At 59.8% G+C, this 16104-nt stretch carries 15 protein-coding genes, 3 tRNA genes and 1 pseudogene; 10 read left to right on the top strand and 9 right to left on the bottom strand.

Annotated features, from left to right (window positions below; all coding sequences use genetic code 11):
- Window positions 1-4: 4 nt before the first annotated feature.
- Window positions 5-1555: a methionine--tRNA ligase gene (gene metG / locus PYH37_RS20270; RefSeq protein WP_280733202.1), complete on the bottom strand. Its 1551-nt coding sequence runs from the start codon at window positions 1553-1555 to the stop codon at window positions 5-7.
- A 179-nt stretch (window positions 1556-1734) separates the two neighbouring features.
- Between metG and PYH37_RS20265 the strand changes: the two are divergent.
- Window positions 1735-2039: pseudogene (locus tag PYH37_RS20265) on the top strand (pyrophosphatase).
- Here PYH37_RS20265 and PYH37_RS20260 read toward each other — a convergent pair.
- The 4 genes from PYH37_RS20260 to PYH37_RS20245 all read right to left on the bottom strand — a co-directional run bounded on the left by PYH37_RS20260 (window position 2034) and on the right by PYH37_RS20245 (window position 6078).
- Window positions 2034-3065 (bottom strand): DNA polymerase III subunit delta', encoded by a 1032-nt coding sequence (locus tag PYH37_RS20260; RefSeq protein ID WP_280733201.1) that lies wholly within the window; start codon window positions 3063-3065, stop codon window positions 2034-2036. The pseudogene PYH37_RS20265 and the gene PYH37_RS20260 overlap by 6 nt on opposite strands.
- Complete coding sequence (tmk, locus tag PYH37_RS20255) at window positions 3062-3742, bottom strand: dTMP kinase (RefSeq protein ID WP_280733200.1); 681 nt, start codon at window positions 3740-3742, stop codon at window positions 3062-3064. The genes PYH37_RS20260 and tmk overlap by 4 nt, the downstream gene beginning before the upstream one ends.
- A gap of 80 nt (window positions 3743-3822) precedes the next feature.
- Entirely contained in the window at window positions 3823-4977 is a 1155-nt protein-coding gene (locus PYH37_RS20250; protein ID WP_280733199.1) for a D-alanyl-D-alanine carboxypeptidase family protein, read from the bottom strand.
- 57 nt (window positions 4978-5034) lie between these two features.
- Entirely contained in the window at window positions 5035-6078 is a 1044-nt protein-coding gene (locus PYH37_RS20245; RefSeq protein ID WP_280733198.1) for a septal ring lytic transglycosylase RlpA family protein, read from the bottom strand.
- A gap of 379 nt (window positions 6079-6457) precedes the next feature.
- On the opposite strand from PYH37_RS20245, the gene PYH37_RS20240 reads away from it, so the two are divergent.
- From PYH37_RS20240 to lexA, 3 genes are all read left to right on the top strand, one after another.
- Window positions 6458-7306 carry a hypothetical protein gene (locus PYH37_RS20240; RefSeq protein ID WP_280733197.1) on the top strand — a complete coding sequence of 283 codons (849 nt, stop codon included), beginning with the start codon at window positions 6458-6460 and terminating at the stop codon, window positions 7304-7306.
- A 138-nt stretch (window positions 7307-7444) separates the two neighbouring features.
- Window positions 7445-7534 (top strand) — tRNA-Ser (locus PYH37_RS20235).
- Window positions 7535-8646: 1112 nt separating this feature from the next.
- Window positions 8647-9363, top strand: coding sequence for a transcriptional repressor LexA (lexA, locus tag PYH37_RS20225; RefSeq protein WP_280733195.1), 717 nt, complete (start codon window positions 8647-8649; stop codon window positions 9361-9363).
- Window positions 9364-9675: 312 nt separating this feature from the next.
- Here the strand turns inward: lexA and PYH37_RS20220 are convergent.
- The 3 genes from PYH37_RS20220 to PYH37_RS20210 form a co-directional block, all read right to left on the bottom strand.
- Window positions 9676-9749 (bottom strand) — tRNA-Cys (locus PYH37_RS20220).
- A gap of 246 nt (window positions 9750-9995) precedes the next feature.
- Complete coding sequence (locus tag PYH37_RS20215; RefSeq protein WP_280733194.1) at window positions 9996-10523, bottom strand: c-type cytochrome; 528 nt, start codon at window positions 10521-10523, stop codon at window positions 9996-9998.
- A 487-nt stretch (window positions 10524-11010) separates the two neighbouring features.
- Complete coding sequence (locus PYH37_RS20210) at window positions 11011-11307, bottom strand: hypothetical protein (protein ID WP_280733193.1); 297 nt, start codon at window positions 11305-11307, stop codon at window positions 11011-11013.
- Between the two features lie 138 nt (window positions 11308-11445).
- Here PYH37_RS20210 and PYH37_RS20205 point away from each other — a divergent pair.
- From PYH37_RS20205 to PYH37_RS20195, 3 genes are all read left to right on the top strand, one after another.
- Window positions 11446-11520: transfer RNA gene (locus PYH37_RS20205), tRNA-Asn, on the top strand.
- 81 nt (window positions 11521-11601) lie between these two features.
- The gene (locus tag PYH37_RS20200; protein WP_280733192.1) at window positions 11602-11958 is read left to right on the top strand and encodes an SMR family transporter; all 357 of its coding nucleotides are present in this window, start codon (window positions 11602-11604) and stop codon (window positions 11956-11958) included.
- The gene (locus PYH37_RS20195) at window positions 11945-12271 is read left to right on the top strand and encodes an SMR family transporter (protein WP_280733191.1); all 327 of its coding nucleotides are present in this window, start codon (window positions 11945-11947) and stop codon (window positions 12269-12271) included. Before PYH37_RS20200 ends, PYH37_RS20195 begins: the two co-directional genes overlap by 14 nt.
- Here the strand turns inward: PYH37_RS20195 and PYH37_RS20190 are convergent.
- Entirely contained in the window at window positions 12259-13098 is an 840-nt protein-coding gene (locus tag PYH37_RS20190) for an SDR family NAD(P)-dependent oxidoreductase (protein WP_280733190.1), read from the bottom strand. The two genes, PYH37_RS20195 and PYH37_RS20190, sit on opposite strands and share 13 nt — an antisense overlap.
- A 326-nt stretch (window positions 13099-13424) precedes the next feature.
- Between PYH37_RS20190 and PYH37_RS20185 the strand changes: the two genes are divergently transcribed.
- Genes PYH37_RS20185 through sseA form a run of 3 tightly spaced genes read left to right on the top strand, consistent with a single transcriptional unit; the run spans window position 13425 to window position 16104 of the window.
- Window positions 13425-14465 carry a cysteine synthase A gene (locus tag PYH37_RS20185; protein WP_280733189.1) on the top strand — a complete coding sequence of 347 codons (1041 nt, stop codon included), beginning with the start codon at window positions 13425-13427 and terminating at the stop codon, window positions 14463-14465.
- Window positions 14466-14472: 7 nt separating this feature from the next.
- Window positions 14473-15222: an alanyl-tRNA editing protein gene (locus PYH37_RS20180; RefSeq protein ID WP_280733188.1), complete on the top strand. Its 750-nt coding sequence runs from the start codon at window positions 14473-14475 to the stop codon at window positions 15220-15222.
- Between the two features lie 18 nt (window positions 15223-15240).
- Entirely contained in the window at window positions 15241-16104 is an 864-nt protein-coding gene (gene sseA / locus PYH37_RS20175) for a 3-mercaptopyruvate sulfurtransferase (RefSeq protein ID WP_280733187.1), read from the top strand.

Below are 16104 nucleotides of genomic sequence, written 5' to 3'. Positions count from 1 at the left end.
TCACTTAAGTTTCCGGCGCGACATAGCGCGGGAAGACGGGCTTCGGCGCTTCGAGCGGCGCTCCAGAGACCAACCGACCCGATTCGCCGAGCTCGGCGAAGTCACGCTTGCTGGCCGGAACGGCTACGAGGTCCAACAGCTTTCCCGCCGATTCCGGCATGAAGGGCTGCAAGAGAATCGCGATTTGGCGCACGACTTCGGCGGTGACGTAGAGCACCGTTGCCATCCGTTCCGGATCCGTCTTCTTCAGCGCCCACGGCTCCTGACCGGCAAAATAACGATCGGCTTCGGAAACGACCGCGATGATTGCGGCGAGTGCACGATGGATCATCTGCTTGCCCATCTCGTCGCGCGTAGTCCCAATCAACGAATCTGCGGCGGCGAGCATTGCCTTGTCTTCATCCGTCAGCGGTCCGCAGACAGGGATCTGACCATTGCAGTTCTTGACGATCATCGACAGCGAGCGGCTGGCGAGATTGCCGATGCCATTGGCAAGATCGGAATTGATGCGTGTCGCGATCCCCTCCTCGCTGTAACTGCCGTCCTGGCCGAACGACACTTCGCGCAGGAAGAAATAGCGGATCTGGTCGAGACCGAAATGCTCGACAAGGTTGAACGGATCGACCACGTTGCCGAGCGACTTTGACATCTTCTCGCCCTTGTTGAGCAGAAAGCCGTGGGCAAAGACACGCTTCGGCAGCGGCAGTCCGGCCGACATCAGGAAGGCCGGCCAGTAGACGGCGTGGAAGCGGATTATGTCCTTGCCGATGACGTGGATGTCCGCCGGCCAGAATTTTGCACGTGGCCCCGCCGGATCCGTCAAATAACCCGTCGCGGTGATGTAGTTGGTCAGCGCGTCCACCCAGACGTACATGACATGGGCAGGGTCGTCCGGAACCCTGATGCCCCAGTCGAAGGTCGTGCGCGAGACAGAAAGATCCTTGAGACCCGATTTGACGAAGGAGATGACCTCGTTTCTCCGCTCGGCCGGACCGATGAAATCCGGGTTTTCCTCATAGTGCTTGAGGAGTTTTTCCTGATAGGCGGACAGGCGGAAGAAATAACTTTCCTCTTCCACCCATTCGACCGGCGTACCCTGCGGTCCGTAGCGCACGCCATCGCCGCGCAACTCGGTCTCGTTCTCCTGGTAATAGGCTTCGTCGCGGACGGAGTACCAGCCCGCATAGGAGTCCTTGTAAAGGTCGCCCGCATTGCTCATGCGGATCCAGATATCCTGCGAGGCTTCGTGGTGGCGCTTTTCGGTGGTGCGAATGAAATCATCGTTCGACGCGTTCAACAGCCGCGTCATCTTCTGGAATTCGGCCGAGTTGCGATCGGCGAGCTCCCGCGGTGAAATGCCTTCCTTTTTCGCCGTCTGCTGCATCTTCTGACCATGCTCATCCGTTCCGGTCAGAAAGAAGACCTCGCGCCCGTCCAATCGCTGAAAGCGCGCCATCGCATCCGTCGCGATCAACTCATAGGCGTGGCCGATATGCGGCTTGCCGTTCGGATAGGAAATCGCGGTCGTGATGTAGAAGGGGGACGTATCTCTCATGATGGCTTCGATATATCTCGGGTCAGGAACTACCGCAGCTATTAGCGCATCGCCTTCAGGTAGGGAACCGCCGGTGCTAGAAAAACCTCCTTGGAGAATGGCGCAGCACGAGCGGCAGCCTGTTGACACACACACGACAAACAAGAACAAAACAGAAACAAACAAAAAGGGGGAGTGCCGTGCTCAGCGAGCTTAAGCGCAAATTCGAGGAAGCGTCGGCTGCCTATGCGGCCGAGCACGGCGTCCTGTGCGATGAGACTGGTACATCCTGAAACTGCAGGAAGAAATGGGCGAACTGACACAGGCTTGGAACAAACTCAGCGGACGGGGACGCATCGGCGGAAAATCGCCGGAGGAACTGCGCCGATCGCTTGCCGACGAAACAGCGGACCTGCTCGGCCATATCCTGCTCTTCGCATACCGCAACGATATCGACCTCGCCGCAGCGATCGAGCGGAAGTGGAAATTCAGCCCCTTCCTATAACGCGTTCTTCAGGTCATCCAGCAACGCCAGGATCGTCTGCTTGCGATCAAGATTATAAGCGTCGCTCACCGTCAGGCGCTCCGCAAAGCCGCTGGAGAGCCTCGCGAGCCGCTCGGCCCTTTCGAGATCGCCGGCGGTTGCAGCATCCCGTGCAAGCTGCATGACGCGCCCCATAAGCAGTGAGGAGAAAAAGTCGAAAATCGTTTCGCTGTCCTTCGCCGCGAGAATGTCGGCGAGCTTGTGCATCTGTTTGCGAACGGCGGGGCCCTGTCCCGAAAGAATTTCTTCGAAAGCCGCGGCGATATCCAGGCCACCGTAGTTCAGCAGCTTCAGCGCCTCGGAGACGCTGCCGTTCGCCGCAGAGAGAATCCGATCGGCATTTGGGCCCGTCAGATCGAAACCTAGATGCGCAAGCGCCTGGCGCATAGGCTCCTTATCCAGCGGCTTCAGCCTCAAAGGCAGGCAGCGCGAGCGAATGGTCGGCAGCAGCTTGCCGGGCGCATGGGTCAGCACGAGGAACAGCGAACGGCGCGGCGGCTCCTCCAGGATCTTCAGAATCGCATTGGCCGCATTCCGATTGAGGTCGTCGGCCGTATCAATGATGACGATGCGCCAGTTTCCGGTGCCGGATGTCTGCCCAAAAAACTTGCCGGCGCGGCGCACCTCGTCGACGGTGATCGCACCCTTCGCCCTGCCCGTCTTTTCGTCCAGCGGTCGTGTAAGATGCAGCAGGTTGTGCGAGGCGCCGGACGCAAGCTGCCGGGTAATGATCGAAGCCGGATCGGGATCGACGAGGCTGTCAGGCGCCTCCGCAGGCTCCGGATGGCTCAACACGTGATTGGCAAATCGGAAGGCGAGCGTCGCCTTGCCGATGCCTTCAGGTCCCTCGATCAGGACCGCGTGATGCCCCTTGCCGGATTTGTAGCTCTGAGCAAGGAAGGCTTCGGCCTGGAGGTGGCCAAAGAGCTTGTTGTTTTCTGCCGGTGCTATCGCACCCTCCAGCACGCCCGCACGCTCCGTCGTCATGATGCCGCTTCCGCATTCGGCGGTCCCGGCTCGCCAAGACGTGGCAACAACGCTTCGATAAGCTCCCGGACTTCCGCTGCGATGACGTCGGGCGGTCGTGTCGCGTCGACGACGCGGCAACGCTCAGGATCTGCTTCGGCAATATCGAGAAAGGCTTCGCGCCGTTTCTCGTGCGTCTCTAGTTGCTCCTTCTCGAAACGGTCGGGGCTGTCATTGGCGGCGCGGCGGCGCGCACGCTCGAGCCCGACGGCAGCGGGAAGATCGAAGATGATCGTGCAATCGGGAACGACGCCATTGACGGCGACGCGCTCCAGGGTCTCGACGAAAGCCGGCTCGAGATTGCCGGTTACACCCTGGTAGACACGGGATGAATCCATGAAGCGATCGCAAAGGACGATGATCCCCTTCCGAAGTGCCGGGCGGATCACCTCCTCGACATGGTCGCTGCGCGCTGCCGCGAAAAGTATCGCCTCCATGCGAACGCCGAAGGGCTCGGCCGCACCGGACAGCAACACGTGGCGAACCGCCTCCGCTCCGACGGAGCCTCCAGGTTCACGGGTCGTGAGCACGCGGTAGCCACGCGCGCTCAGCGAATCGGCAAGGAGGCGCATCTGGGTCGATTTTCCCGCCCCTTCCCCGCCTTCGAACGTTACAAACAAACCCTTTGTCAACGACACATGTTTTCCCAGATCGACGTGCGTATCGGCCCTGTTTAACCGAATGGTCCGGCGGAAGAAACCGCCGCAGCTTGCATTTGTTACAGCCAGAAGAAAAGCAGTTCCTGCAGCGCGTCGATCGAGCGACTGGTGAGCGTACCGACCTCGACGGCGTTGGCCGTTCTGACCGGAACTTCCCGCAACAGCTTGTCGCCATTCCAGAGCCTGACCACTCCCACTTGCCGGCCGGCTGCGACCGGCGCCGAGAGCGGCCATTTATAAACGATGCGGGCCGTCAGCCGCTCAGGATTGTTGACGGGGAGCAACACATCGACCGGCCCACCGGCGACGAGAGGCACACGGGACGCCGCCCCGCCATAGACGCTCGCCTCGCCGATCGTCTCGCCTTCAGCAAAGATGCGCCGTTTCTCGAAAGCGGTCATCGCCCAATCGAGCACGCGGCGGCTTTCCTCGGTGCGTTCCTTGTCGCTCTCGAGCCCGCCCATGGCGAGATATACCCGGCGGTCGCCGCGCCGCATCGACGCCGCGACCGAGAAGCCGTACCCTTCGGCAAATCCCGTCGCCAGGCCATCTACGCCGACATTGGCAGCAATCAGCGGATTGCGGTTGCGCTGAAGGATCTTGTTCCACTCGAATTCGGGCTGGGAATAGAGACGGTAGAAATTCGGATGGGCCTCATGCAGATGTCGTATCAGCGTAACCACCTCCCGCGCCGTTATGCTGTTTGCGGGGTCCGGCAGGCCGGTAGCGTTATTGAAGTTCGCGACCGGCATCCCGAGTTCGCGCGCACGCGCGGTCATGCGCTTGGCAAAGGCTGCTTCACTCCCGGTCATTCCCTCGGCCAGAATAATGCAGGCGTCGTTCGCGAACTGCACCGTGGCGCCCAGGATGAGATCCGCGACGCGGATTTTGGACTTGATCGCAGCAAACATCGTGGATGTACCGGAGGGAGCGCCGCCCGTCCGCCACGCATGCTCGGAGACTTCGAAAGTCGTCTCGGGCGTCAACTCGCCCTTGTCCAACGCCTCAAAAACAACCTCCATCGCCATCAGTTTGGCGAGCGAGGCGGGCGGCACCGGTTCGTCCTCGCCGCGTGCGAAAAGCACCGTTCCCGTTTCGGCATCGACGAGATAGATCTGCTTCGCCTTGGTGTCGAACGCAGCCGTTTGCGCTGCGGCTTCCCCAAAAACGATCGCCGCCAGAAGGGCTGCAACCGCTAGCAACTTCATGCACATGAGAAACTCCGGTTTCTTCACGGGCATAGCAGCGCGCTGCGCCCGGTTCAACCGGCGTCAATTCGCGGAAGTGCTCCTATTCTGCCGTCTCGCATAGGCAAGAATGGAATCGGGCGTCAACGGATTTGGATCGACCATGATCGCCTCGAACGGCGAGGCCTTGTCGCTGACGCGAACTTCGACGTAAGCCGCAGCAGCATAGGCCATGTTACCGTTCGGCAGTGGGATCAATTCCGGCCGTTCCGTCGGAATCGGTCCGATCTCCGGCAGCATCACGAAATCCGTGAGTGCCCGCGGCGTCCCAGAGCCCTGCGTCGGCTCCGCAAGGGCGGTCACCGGCACGCCAGTATCAACCGTCGATTTCCGAGGGATCGTCACGGTACCGAGATCCTGAACCTGGTTGCGCAACGGCTCGTTGGAGGCGACCATGACGCCGGTCGCAATCTGCCCCTCCGGCATAACGCCCGGACTGCGATCGCCCTTCTTGACATAGGAAGCCATAAGATAGGGCATATCGTTGCCTTCGAGCGGCGCGCGGCCGGCATACTGCACGCGAACCTTGGCGCTGCCTTTGCCCTTTATGTCCAGAAGATCGGCGGTCTTCGAGGAAACGTCGATTATCCGCCCATATTCATAGGGACCGCGATCATTGACACGCACGATGACCGAAGTGCCATTCTCAAGATTCGTGACGCGGGCATAGCTCGGCAGCGGAAAGGTCGGGTGCGCGGCCGAAAGATGGTATTTGTCGTAGACTTCGCCATTCGCAGTCAGCCGCCCATGAAAGGCGGATCCATACCACGAAGCCATGCCGGTCTTGCTGTAACCGAAATCCTCTTTCGGCTGGTACCACTTGCCCTTGACCTGATAGGGCCCGCCGAGTTGGTAGCGACCGCCGCCCTTCGGGATGTTGCGTCCGGTGGCGACACGCGGGCTCGCTTTGACGCCGTAAACAGATTCGGCGAAGTATTCCTTGCTGCGCGATTTGGTCTTCTTGATGCTGGACGTCGAGCCGCACGCGGCAAGCGCCGCACAAAGCAGAGGAACTGCTGCGAGACGTAATCCCCTCACAAGATATGCCGCATTTCTACTGGATGTCATCTGTCCCACAAGGTGATTCGCAAAGCCGTACCCGAAACATTCCGCTCTAGCCCCCGCGGAAATCTCGGCGTCTCGAAACGAGACAGTCGGCTAATCATGACAACAACAAGGCGAAATTGCGAACCAAGAGACGAAGGTGTGCCTGAAACCTCGCCTTATGGTTTACGAAAGGTAAAGGCAAGGCAGCCGCACAAAGCCTGGCGATGAAGGTGGCGGCGCGGTGTGCGCCTCACCATTGCGGTCCTGCGGCGGTCCGCCAGGGGGTCGCCTATAAAGGCATGAGCGCGGCTTTAGGTCATTTGCCGCCTCGCCCTTCCCTCGCCGGAAAGCGGCCTTATGTGACGTTTTCTTGGCAGTTTTGTTACAGAGGGAAGACACCTTGGCACAGATCACGCAGGAAAGAGGCCGCCATGCCGAAACCGCAAGTGAAGCCGCGGCCATTGCTTTGGCGGATCCGCGGCTGGCCCGGTCGACCGACCAATCCCGGCTGCTGGTCTGCGCGTTGGCCGCAATAGGGTTCTGCACCCTTGCTGCTGCCTCCGCGGCGGTTCTCGTTCCGCACGTCCGTCCCCTGCTCCTGCAGGAGGACGGCATCATCGAGATGGCGAGCGTCGTGTGCCTGGCGATAGCCGCGTTCGGAGCGGGAGCGGCATCGGCAATATGGGGCTTGCGCACGCCGCTCGTAGTGGCAGGGCTGATCGGACTCGCCGAGTTATTGGACGAAACCAGCTTCGGCTCCAGGGTTTTCGGATTTGAGCCACCGGAGCTCTATGGCGGCGGCGAATTGGACGGTTTCCACGACCTGTTGATACTGGCTTACCGGTTGTTGAACGGCATCAGCTCGATCCTCGCCTGGCTGTGGGTGGGGCTGATGCTTGCCGTGTCTGCGGGCGCGATGCTGTTTGCCGCCAGGCAGTTGGGGAACGGGCTGAGGGGCGCAGGCTCGTGGTTGACGGATCACATCCTCATCTTTCTCCACATAGGATTCATCGGCCTCGCGCAGGTCATCGACGTCGCCACCGACTCCAGGGCTCTTTCAGCCGTAGAGGAAATGCTCGAGTTAAACGCCGCCTTCGCACTCGTTTTCTACGTCGCGCAGCAGGCCCACAATTCGTGGTCCGGCAAGTCCACAGCCATGGCCTCATACGCCACCGCCAAGATGACGCCGAAGGCGCACGGGAGCAAAGCAACCACAGATCATGGTCGACCGGAGCGCCGTCTGCGGTAGGCAAATACCGAGTCGGTCCTCGACAAGACGGTACGACAGGCGCGCCGGCCACCCGTTTATTGCGCGTCAAGAAAATCGCGCGGCCTCGCCGGTTAAAACTTGCAAACGTGGCTCGCTTCGCGCAATAACGCGCTGCCCGGAGGAGTGGCCGAGCGGTTTAAGGCACCGGTCTTGAAAACCGGCGTGCGCGAAAGCGTACCGTGGGTTCGAATCCCACCTCCTCCGCCATTGGCTTTTAACTGTTTGACTCCATGCCATTTATTCTTCCGATCGATAGAGACGCGAAGGTCGGACAGGAATAGCTTCGTCTCGATATCCGACACGCGCCCCGACCCTCGCGGTGCGCTTGCCAAGGAAGATGATCTGAGGGAAAGTTACAGTCTGGCCCTTGAGGCCTGGGCAACTAGGTGGCGAAAAACCATGCCTGTTAAATTTCTGATGGCAGCCGCGGCAATTGCACTTTTCACACTCTCTGGATGTGCAAGCACTGGAGCAGGCAACACGACATACACTCAATGGTACGGACCATATCCTGAACCCGATTTCGACGTTCTGACCCCGGGCGGTCTGCGCTTGGCCTACTAGGATCGGAACTCGATCAGGCGACATGCAATGGGGCGGCATCGAGCCGCACGTGACGTGCGGTACTCCGGCGGAACGTCTGCAAACTATAAGCGTAGGGGTCGCCGGAGCTTGCGGGCGATCATGCTGCGCGAGTGCCGCGCCCGACGCTTTCTGGCGCCTGACCAACAACCGCGGGAATGCTCACTGTACAGGGTAAGCCCGGGCCACTTCCACAGGAACATTTGCGACTGCAGGGGGTTCAGCATCACACCGAAAGGAGGTTGATGATGGCGTCCTATGCAGTACCTGATCCGATCGGCCCTGGGCCAGGGCCAGGAGTTATCCCTCCGAACCCTGTGCCTCCGCTCGAGGTGCCCGATCCCCCGACCAAAGAACCACAGCCTGACAAGCTTCCCGAAGAGGAACCCGGCAAGAAACCTGACGAAAAGGAAGAACCACCTCACGCCGAGCCCAAACGGTCTTGATACGAATATTTCCCTGGGCCTTCGGATCCACGTCACCAGCACCGGTATTGCGCGCAGGCGCTTAGAACGAGCCGGGTAACCGTTGTTTTCGGCCGCAGCCAATATGACCATTCCTCGCCGCCGGCCCCGAGGCTTCCGGTAATGGTCCGTCGGTATGCTGCCCAAACCACTCCACTGACCTCGAAACTTAAATAGTCGGCGAAATTCACGGAATTTTAGGTACTTGCGGAACACATATGGAACAGATAGTGTCTGTTCTTGATTTGTTTCGCGATTCTGGAGTGACGCGCCATGCTGACCCGCAAGCAACAGGAATTGCTTCTTTTCATTCATGAACGAATGAAGGAAACCGGGGTGCCGCCCTCCTTCGACGAGATGAAAGACGCTCTCGATCTCGCATCGAAATCCGGCATTCACCGCTTGATCACCGCGCTTGAGGAGCGCGGCTTCATTCGCCGGCTGCCCAATCGGGCCCGCGCGCTGGAGGTCATCAAGCTGCCGGAAGCCTATTCGGGAACAGCTCAACCCCGGCGTGGCTTCTCGCCTAGCGTCATCGAGGGGAGCTTAGGCAAACCGCCCGCAACGCCGCCGACGGCGAGGTCGGCACCGCCGGTAGAGACTGCATCCGTAACTGTGCCTGTGATGGGACGAATCGCAGCGGGCGTTCCGATCTCGGCAATCCAGAACAACACGCACGACATTACCGTGCCGCTTGAAATGATCGGCAGCGGCGAGCACTACGCGCTTGAAATCAAGGGCGACTCGATGATCGAGGCGGGCATCTTCGACGGTGATACGGTAATCATCCGAAACACGAGTACGGCCAATCCCGGGGACATCGTCGTTGCTCTGGTCGACGACGAGGAAGCGACTTTGAAGCGATTCCGCCGCAAGGGTGCTTCGATCGCACTCGAGGCGGCTAACCCGGCTTATGAAACACGAATATTCGGGCCGGATCGGGTCAAGATTCAGGGTAAGCTCGTCGGGCTCATCCGCCGTTATCATTAGCTTGATGGACGGCAGCACTGGTCTGACGCAACAAGATCTGCCGCTGCTCGTTGCGAGACGACGATGCTTTGACAGCCTCGTTCGGACAGAAGCCACAACCGACGCTAATGGATACTAACGCCCCGCGGCTGTCCATATTTCGTTCCAACCCCAGTCGCCGAACCGACCTTCTCCGCGGCATAAAATCAGAACTTCGTTGCTGGCTCGCCTCTGTTAAGAGCGGCGTTGCCAATTCCGCGCAACCGATTTGGCTGATCACCTCACCGCATCGGTGTTAGAAGCTTAGGTCGTTGATTTCATTAGGGGGAATCTTGGAGGCCTCGCCCGGAATTGAACCGGGGTACAAGGATTTGCAGTCCTCTGCGTCACCACTCCGCCACGAGGCCTCTCTGACTTGAATTCTCAAGTCGTGGCGCGGATTTAGAATGATTGGCTGGAAACCGCAAGAGGCAATTTCGGAAATTTGTCCTCGGTGATTTCCGATATGAGGTTTCCACAACGCTCCTGAACGAAGGCTGCCGCAGCTTGCCCTCCTCCGTCCAGGTAATCGATCTCAGGCGTCAGCACCGTCTGGTAAGACGGCGTTCTTCCGTCTCAGCCTCCGGCCGGCCTTCCCCCCGGCATGCGTAAGGCTATCTTGGCGCTGCGGCTGCGGTTTCGCCCGGCGGCAAGATCCGGAACATAAAGGTCGATACCTTCTCGTCCGGCTTGAACGGACCCGGCACCTCATGGCTGACCGGTTTCAGGCTTTGAAGGAAAGCAGCGATTGCCGCGGCGTCTTCAGCGGTGAGCTGCGCGAATGCGTGCCACGGCATGATCGGCGCGAGAATACGGCCGTCGGGCCGCTCTCCGGTCTGTATCGCAGTCACGATCTGCTCCTTGGTCCAGCTGCCAATTCCAGTCTCCTTGTCGGGCGTTATGTTGCGGCCGACAAAAACACCCTGCCCTGGAATTTCGAAACCAACATCTGAACCACCGAGAAAACGCGAGGTGTCCGGCTTTCCGAAGAAATACCCTGGTGTGTGGCAGTCGTTGCAGCCGCCGATCGTGACGAGATATTCCCCTCGCGCAATCTGCGTGTCATCGGCCTGTGCCGTGAAAGGCTGCAATCCCAAAGCAGAGGCGGCAACAAAAACGAACCGAACGGATGACGGAAACATCATTACCCTCCCTTTATATATTGGAACGCTGACGGACCGACGAGACGTCGTGCCATGGCGCGTCCTTGTCTATTTTCGTTAATAAGCGGCGCGTATCCACGCACCTAATTCAGAGTTATCTAATAGATATACTCCATACTCTTATGATCCTGAAGTGCGAGTGATGAACAGGGCGCGGAACTGCATTGCAAGGCTGTCCCGTATGTCCACTACTGCGGGCGTGCAGGCCGCAAGAATTGCGGCGGATTGGATTTCCGGATCGGCAAGTCAAGCCGAATTGGTCTGTTTCGAGCGCCGCCTGGAATGGAAATGAATGAATGGAAATCCGCCATGAGGGGCAGTGGCCGAATTGAGATGATCTACGGCAGGCCCGCTATCGACCCGGAACGCGGCATAGATCACCGCCGTCGTGCCTATCTAGCCGACGATTAGTTGCTTGGCGCCAATGTGTGTAGCTTGCGGACACAGCAACTGGATTGATCGATTCTCAGGATTTGCTGGAGGAATTCTGCGTACCGCGCCAGCGCGCCCACCACACTGCAAGTTTACGGCGTCGGCGCCGGACAAAGGGTATGTCGTGCGAAAGCACGAGCAGGCCCAAAGGAATCATCCAGAAGCCAAGAACCGGCAGGAAGCCCAGCACGCCGCCGACGATAAGGAGCGAGCCGATCAAAACCCGCACTGCCGGTGATTCCGGCAGTTTGAGGCGCCATTTGCCCAGCACGATCTCATGCGTCTGCGGATCGATGCCGAAATGTATTTTTTTTCTACCCTTCGTCATCATTCCTCTTTCACGACTGGTCCCCCAGAGTTGGGTCTTTCTCCACAGTCTCGCAACCGGTCCGGTGATTTTTTTTGAAAAAGCGCTTGGCAAATCGAGAAAGCATTTGTATTAGCAGCCTCACTTCTGCGGCGCAGATGATCCCTGGTAGCTCAGCGGTAGAGCACTCGACTGTTAATCGATAGGTCGCCGGTTCGAATCCGGCCCGGGGAGCCAGTTTCAAAGAGCCATTCGCGGCAAAGGCCCGAATGGCTCTTTTCGTTTGTCGTGTAGCAAGATCTTTCATGAAGGCTCCTCATGCGTCCTGCATGGCTTTTCCTGACACTCGCGATCGCGACCGAGGTCGCTGGCCTCACGGCGATGAGGGCGGCCCCCGGCGCATATCTCGGCCACGCGGTCATGTATGCCTCGATCGCGCTTTCCTATGTGTTCCTGTCACGGGCGGTGAAGACGATTTCGGTCGGCGTCGCCTATGCGATCTGGGAGGGGGCGGGTGTCGCCCTCATTACGCTCGTCTCGATATTCGTCTTCGGCCATGTGCTGACCGCGCGCGAGGTGGTCGGCCTGTCGATGGCGGTTGCCGGAATTCTCCTCGTCAACGCCGGTGAAAGCGGCGAAGAGGAAACGGAGGAAGCAACCGGTGACCCCCTCTAATCTCCATTTCGCCCTTGCGGTTCTGGCCGGCCTCGTCGATGTCGCCGCAAACCTCGCTTCCACTAAATCGAACGGCTTTGCCCACCGCGGTTGGGGCGCTCTCTCGATTGTGCTCGTGCTTGCCGCTTTCGCGCTGCTCGCGGAAGCGGTCAGAGGCATGGAGCTTGCGATCGCCTATGCCGTGCTCGGTGCCACCGGCGTCTTCGGGACGGCCATCTGCGGCCGTCTCCTTTTCGGTCAAAAGCTGAAGCCGATCGGCTGGGTCGGCCTTTCACTGGTCTTCGGCGCAGTCCTCGTCCTTCATACGGCCTGACGCGGCTGTTCGTCCGAATTGGACTGCTTCTTCGCTACGGTGGGCGGCCGCCAAGGAATGAGCCAGTTGAGAAGCGCGAAATAGGCGCCGTAGGGCAAGCACTGCAGCAACTTCACGACATAGGTGAAGCGTTTCGGAAAGGTGATCTCGAAGCGCCTGGACTTCAGCCCCGCGCATATCCAGTCCGCTGCCTTGGTAGCGCTTACCAGCGCCGGCCTCGGAAAACCGCGCCCGGCCGACCCTTGGGTATCGACGAAGCCTGGGCAGATCAGCTGAAGGCGGATGCCTATGCGATCAAGGTCGAACTTCAGGCTTTCCGCCATATTGATCAGGGCAGCCTCGGTTGCGCCGTAAGCGGCCCCCATAGGCAGTCCGCCATAGCCGGCAACCGAGGACATAATCGCGATCTGGCCATGACCTCTTGCCTTCATGTGCTCGACGACTGGCACGAGGCAATTGACGACGCCATGCAGATTAACGGCGAAACTCTTGTCGAAAGCTTCACGATGCAGGTCGTCGCCGCGAACCGGAATGACCACACCGGCATTGAGGATGGCGAGCGCCACCCGTCCATGCTCGTACTCGATTGCCGCCAGCAGCCGCTCCATGTCACGCGGATCGCTGACATCCCCATCGAGAACGATGATTTTGCCGGCGCCGGTTGCTTCATGTTGAAGCGCCACCAGCTTGTCATGGCTGCGCGCGGTAACGACGACCGAATACCCCTCCTCTACCAGCCGGAGCGCCACGGCGCGCCCGATGCCGGAACTCGCACCGGTTATCCACGCCAATCCATGCTCGGGTCGGGCTATGAAAGCAGTTGTCATTTCGTCCTCCGCATTCATCGGGAAGAGTTCCTCTTCCGCAAAAGGCCGGCATCTACTCCCCTGCCGAAACCTGTTGTCTCTCCCATGGCAAATGCGGGCCCGCACCATCCGCTTTCCCGCCGTCGGTCTGGCGACGGGGACGATTTTTGTCCGGGACAGGAAAGCTGCGAAACGCTATTTCTTGCCTGCTGAACACGCTGAGCCGAAAACACGCCAATATTTCGGCGATCCTTCCCATAAACCAAATGTTTATCGGCTTGCCGTTCATCGAGGTTAATGCTTGGCTTAAGCCCGGCGTCTGTTACGTCCAGCGTGAGGTTTTCAAAATGCCCGTTCTTCCGTCCGTGCTCGAAGCAATCGGCAACACGCCGTTGATCCGCCTCAAGGCTGTATCCGAAGCCACCGGCTGCACCATCCTTGGCAAAGCGGAATTTCTCAATCCCGGCCAATCGGTGAAGGATCGGGCGGCGCTATGGATCATTCGCCAGGCGGAAAAAGCCGGGCAGCTGCGGCCGGGCGGCGTCATCGTCGAAGGCACTGCCGGCAACACCGGAATCGGTCTTGCCGTGGTCGGCAGCGCGCTCGGCTATCGAACGGTGATCGTCATTCCAGAGACACAAAGCCAGGAAAAGAAAGATGCGCTCCGCCTGCTCGGCGCCGAAATGGTCGAAGTTCCGGCGGTGCCCTATAAAAATCCCAACAATTACGTGAAGATTTCCGGTCGGTTGGCTTCCGAGCTTGCCAAGACCGAGCCGAACGGCGCCATCTGGGCGAACCAGTTCGACAATGTCGCCAACCGCGACGCACACGTGGAGACGACGGCTCCGGAAATCTGGAACGATACGGGTGGCAAGGTCGACGGCTTCATCTGCGCGGTGGGCTCTGGGGGGACGCTGGCGGGAGTGGCGCAAGGGCTGCGGGCCAGGAACTCTTCGATCAAGATCGGCCTTGCGGATCCCGAAGGGGCAGCGCTTTACAATTACTACGCCCATGGCGAGCTCAAGGCGAGCGGGAGCTCGATCACGGAAGGCATCGGCCAGGGCCGAATCACGGCCAATCTTGAAGGCTTCACGCCGGATTTCGCCTATCAGATTCCCGATTCGGAGGCCGTGCCCTACGTGTTCGATCTGATCGAAAAGGAGGGCATCTGCGTCGGCGGCTCCACGGGCATCAACATTGCCGGCGCTGTACGGCTCGCCAGGGAACTCGGCCCTGGACATACGATCGTGACGATCCTCTGCGACTATGGTAACCGCTATCAATCGAAGCTTTTCAACCCGGACTTCCTGGTCTCGAAGGGCCTGCCTGTTCCGGCTTGGATGACGACGACTTCGACCATCACAGTGCCATACGAACCAGTCGGATAGATTTGCGATGACAAGGACCGTGACCGCCCTCTTCCGTGAAGATTTTTACCTCTCGACTTGCGAAGCAAGCGTGACGGGGATTCTGGAGGACGGCGGCATCGAGCTTGACCAGACCTGCTTTTACGCCACGTCCGGCGGGCAGCCCGGCGATACGGGCTTCTTCGAGCGCGAGGACGGCAGCCGCATCACCATAGTCGGCACCCGGCACGGTGAGACGAAGGAGGTCATCGTACACGTGCCCACCGAGGGACAGGCATCACCGTCAGTCGGCGAGAAGCTGGTCTTGCACATCGACTGGCCGCGTCGCTACCGGCTGATGCGCATGCATACGGCCTGCCACCTGCTTTCCGTCGTCTGCCCCTTCCCGATCACGGGTGCCGCCGTCGGCGAAGAGGAAAGCCGTGTCGATTTCGACATGAGCGAGACCATCGACAAGGACCAGGTGACGGCGGCGCTGATGAAGCTCGTAGAGGAGAACCATCCCGTCTACCTGCAATGGATCACCGATGAGGACCTCGCCGCCAATCCTGGCATCGTCAAGTCGAAGAATGTCCGCCCGCCGATCGGCCTCGGTCGGGTGAGCCTCGTCTGCATCGGCGAAAACTCGGCCATCGACAGTCAGCCGTGCGGAGGCACCCATGTTTCGGAAACCCAGGAAGTGGGCGCGATCCACATCGCAAAAATCGAAAAGAAAGGTAAGGAAAACCGGCGTTTTCGGATACGCTTCGGAGCACCCGAAGATCGCACAGCCGTTTGAGTGCGTGGAGTGACGACAATGAACAACAAGAACGATAACAAGAGCGCCTTTGTCGTTTCTGCAGATTGGCTCGAGCAGAGGCTCGGAGATCCGACGGTAAAGATCCTCGACGCTGCTTGGTACCTGCCCGCGCAAAACCGCAATCAGAAGGCCGAATACGAGGCGGCGCATATTCCCGGAGCGGTCTTCTTCGACCAGGATGCGATTGCCGACCAGACAAGCAGTCTACCGCACACCCTGCCCTCGCCCGAGGTCTTCGCCCGAGCGGTCGGTGCAATGGGCATCAGCGAGAACGATACGATCGTCGTCTACGACGGACCGGGCATTTTCACTGCGCCGCGGGTCTGGTGGATGTTCCGCATCATGGGCGCCAAGAATGTCCTCGTTCTCGACGGCGGCATGGACGGCTGGAGGGCGGAAGGGCGGCCGACGACCACGGAAGTGCCCAGGCCCGAACCGCGCGTTTTCAATCCCACGTTCAATCTAAAAGCCGTCACCTCCTTCGAGCGCATGCAGGACATCGTCGAAAAGCAACTCGCTCAGATTGCCGATGCGCGCGGCGCCGGCCGCTTCACGGGCGAGGAGCCGGAACCGCGACCTGGAATGCGATCGGGCCATATGCCCGGCGCAAAGAGCCTGCCCTCCGGTGTCTTCTCGGAGAACGGCACGCTCAAAAGCCTGGAGGCTTTGCACCAGACCTTCGGGGACGCCGGCATCGACCTGACGAAGCCGGTTGTCACCACCTGCGGATCCGGCGTTACCGCCGCGATCATAACCCTGGCGCTTCAATCGTTGGGACATTCGGACAACACGCTCTATGACGGTTCCTGGTCGGAATGGGGCGGAAGGACCGACACGCCGGTCGTTACCGGCAGAGAGTGA

The sequence above is a fragment of the Sinorhizobium numidicum genome (assembly GCF_029892045.1).
GTDB classification, from domain to species: Bacteria; Pseudomonadota; Alphaproteobacteria; order Rhizobiales; family Rhizobiaceae; genus Sinorhizobium; species Sinorhizobium numidicum.
This window is presented reverse-complemented; position numbering and strand designations above follow the sequence as displayed.

What these genes read in the sequence shown, in the direction of transcription:
- PYH37_RS20190 (WP_280733190.1), bottom strand. Translation starts at nt 13,098, where the DNA reads ATGACAACTGCTTTCATAGCCCGACCCGAGCATGGATTGGCGTGGATA.
- PYH37_RS20260 (WP_280733201.1), bottom strand. Translation starts at nt 3,065, where the DNA reads ATGACGACGGAGCGTGCGGGCGTGCTGGAGGGTGCGATAGCACCGGCA.
- PYH37_RS20185 (WP_280733189.1), top strand. Translation starts at nt 13,425, where the DNA reads ATGCCCGTTCTTCCGTCCGTGCTCGAAGCAATCGGCAACACGCCGTTG.
- PYH37_RS20215 (WP_280733194.1), bottom strand. Translation starts at nt 10,523, where the DNA reads ATGTTTCCGTCATCCGTTCGGTTCGTTTTTGTTGCCGCCTCTGCTTTG.
- PYH37_RS20210 (WP_280733193.1), bottom strand. Translation starts at nt 11,307, where the DNA reads ATGATGACGAAGGGTAGAAAAAAAATACATTTCGGCATCGATCCGCAG.
- PYH37_RS20180 (WP_280733188.1), top strand. Translation starts at nt 14,473, where the DNA reads ATGACAAGGACCGTGACCGCCCTCTTCCGTGAAGATTTTTACCTCTCG.
- lexA (WP_280733195.1), top strand. Translation starts at nt 8,647, where the DNA reads ATGCTGACCCGCAAGCAACAGGAATTGCTTCTTTTCATTCATGAACGA.
- metG (WP_280733202.1), bottom strand. Translation starts at nt 1,555, where the DNA reads ATGAGAGATACGTCCCCCTTCTACATCACGACCGCGATTTCCTATCCG.
- PYH37_RS20245 (WP_280733198.1), bottom strand. Translation starts at nt 6,078, where the DNA reads ATGACATCCAGTAGAAATGCGGCATATCTTGTGAGGGGATTACGTCTC.
- PYH37_RS20250 (WP_280733199.1), bottom strand. Translation starts at nt 4,977, where the DNA reads ATGTGCATGAAGTTGCTAGCGGTTGCAGCCCTTCTGGCGGCGATCGTT.
- PYH37_RS20200 (WP_280733192.1), top strand. Translation starts at nt 11,602, where the DNA reads ATGCGTCCTGCATGGCTTTTCCTGACACTCGCGATCGCGACCGAGGTC.
- sseA (WP_280733187.1), top strand. Translation starts at nt 15,241, where the DNA reads ATGAACAACAAGAACGATAACAAGAGCGCCTTTGTCGTTTCTGCAGAT.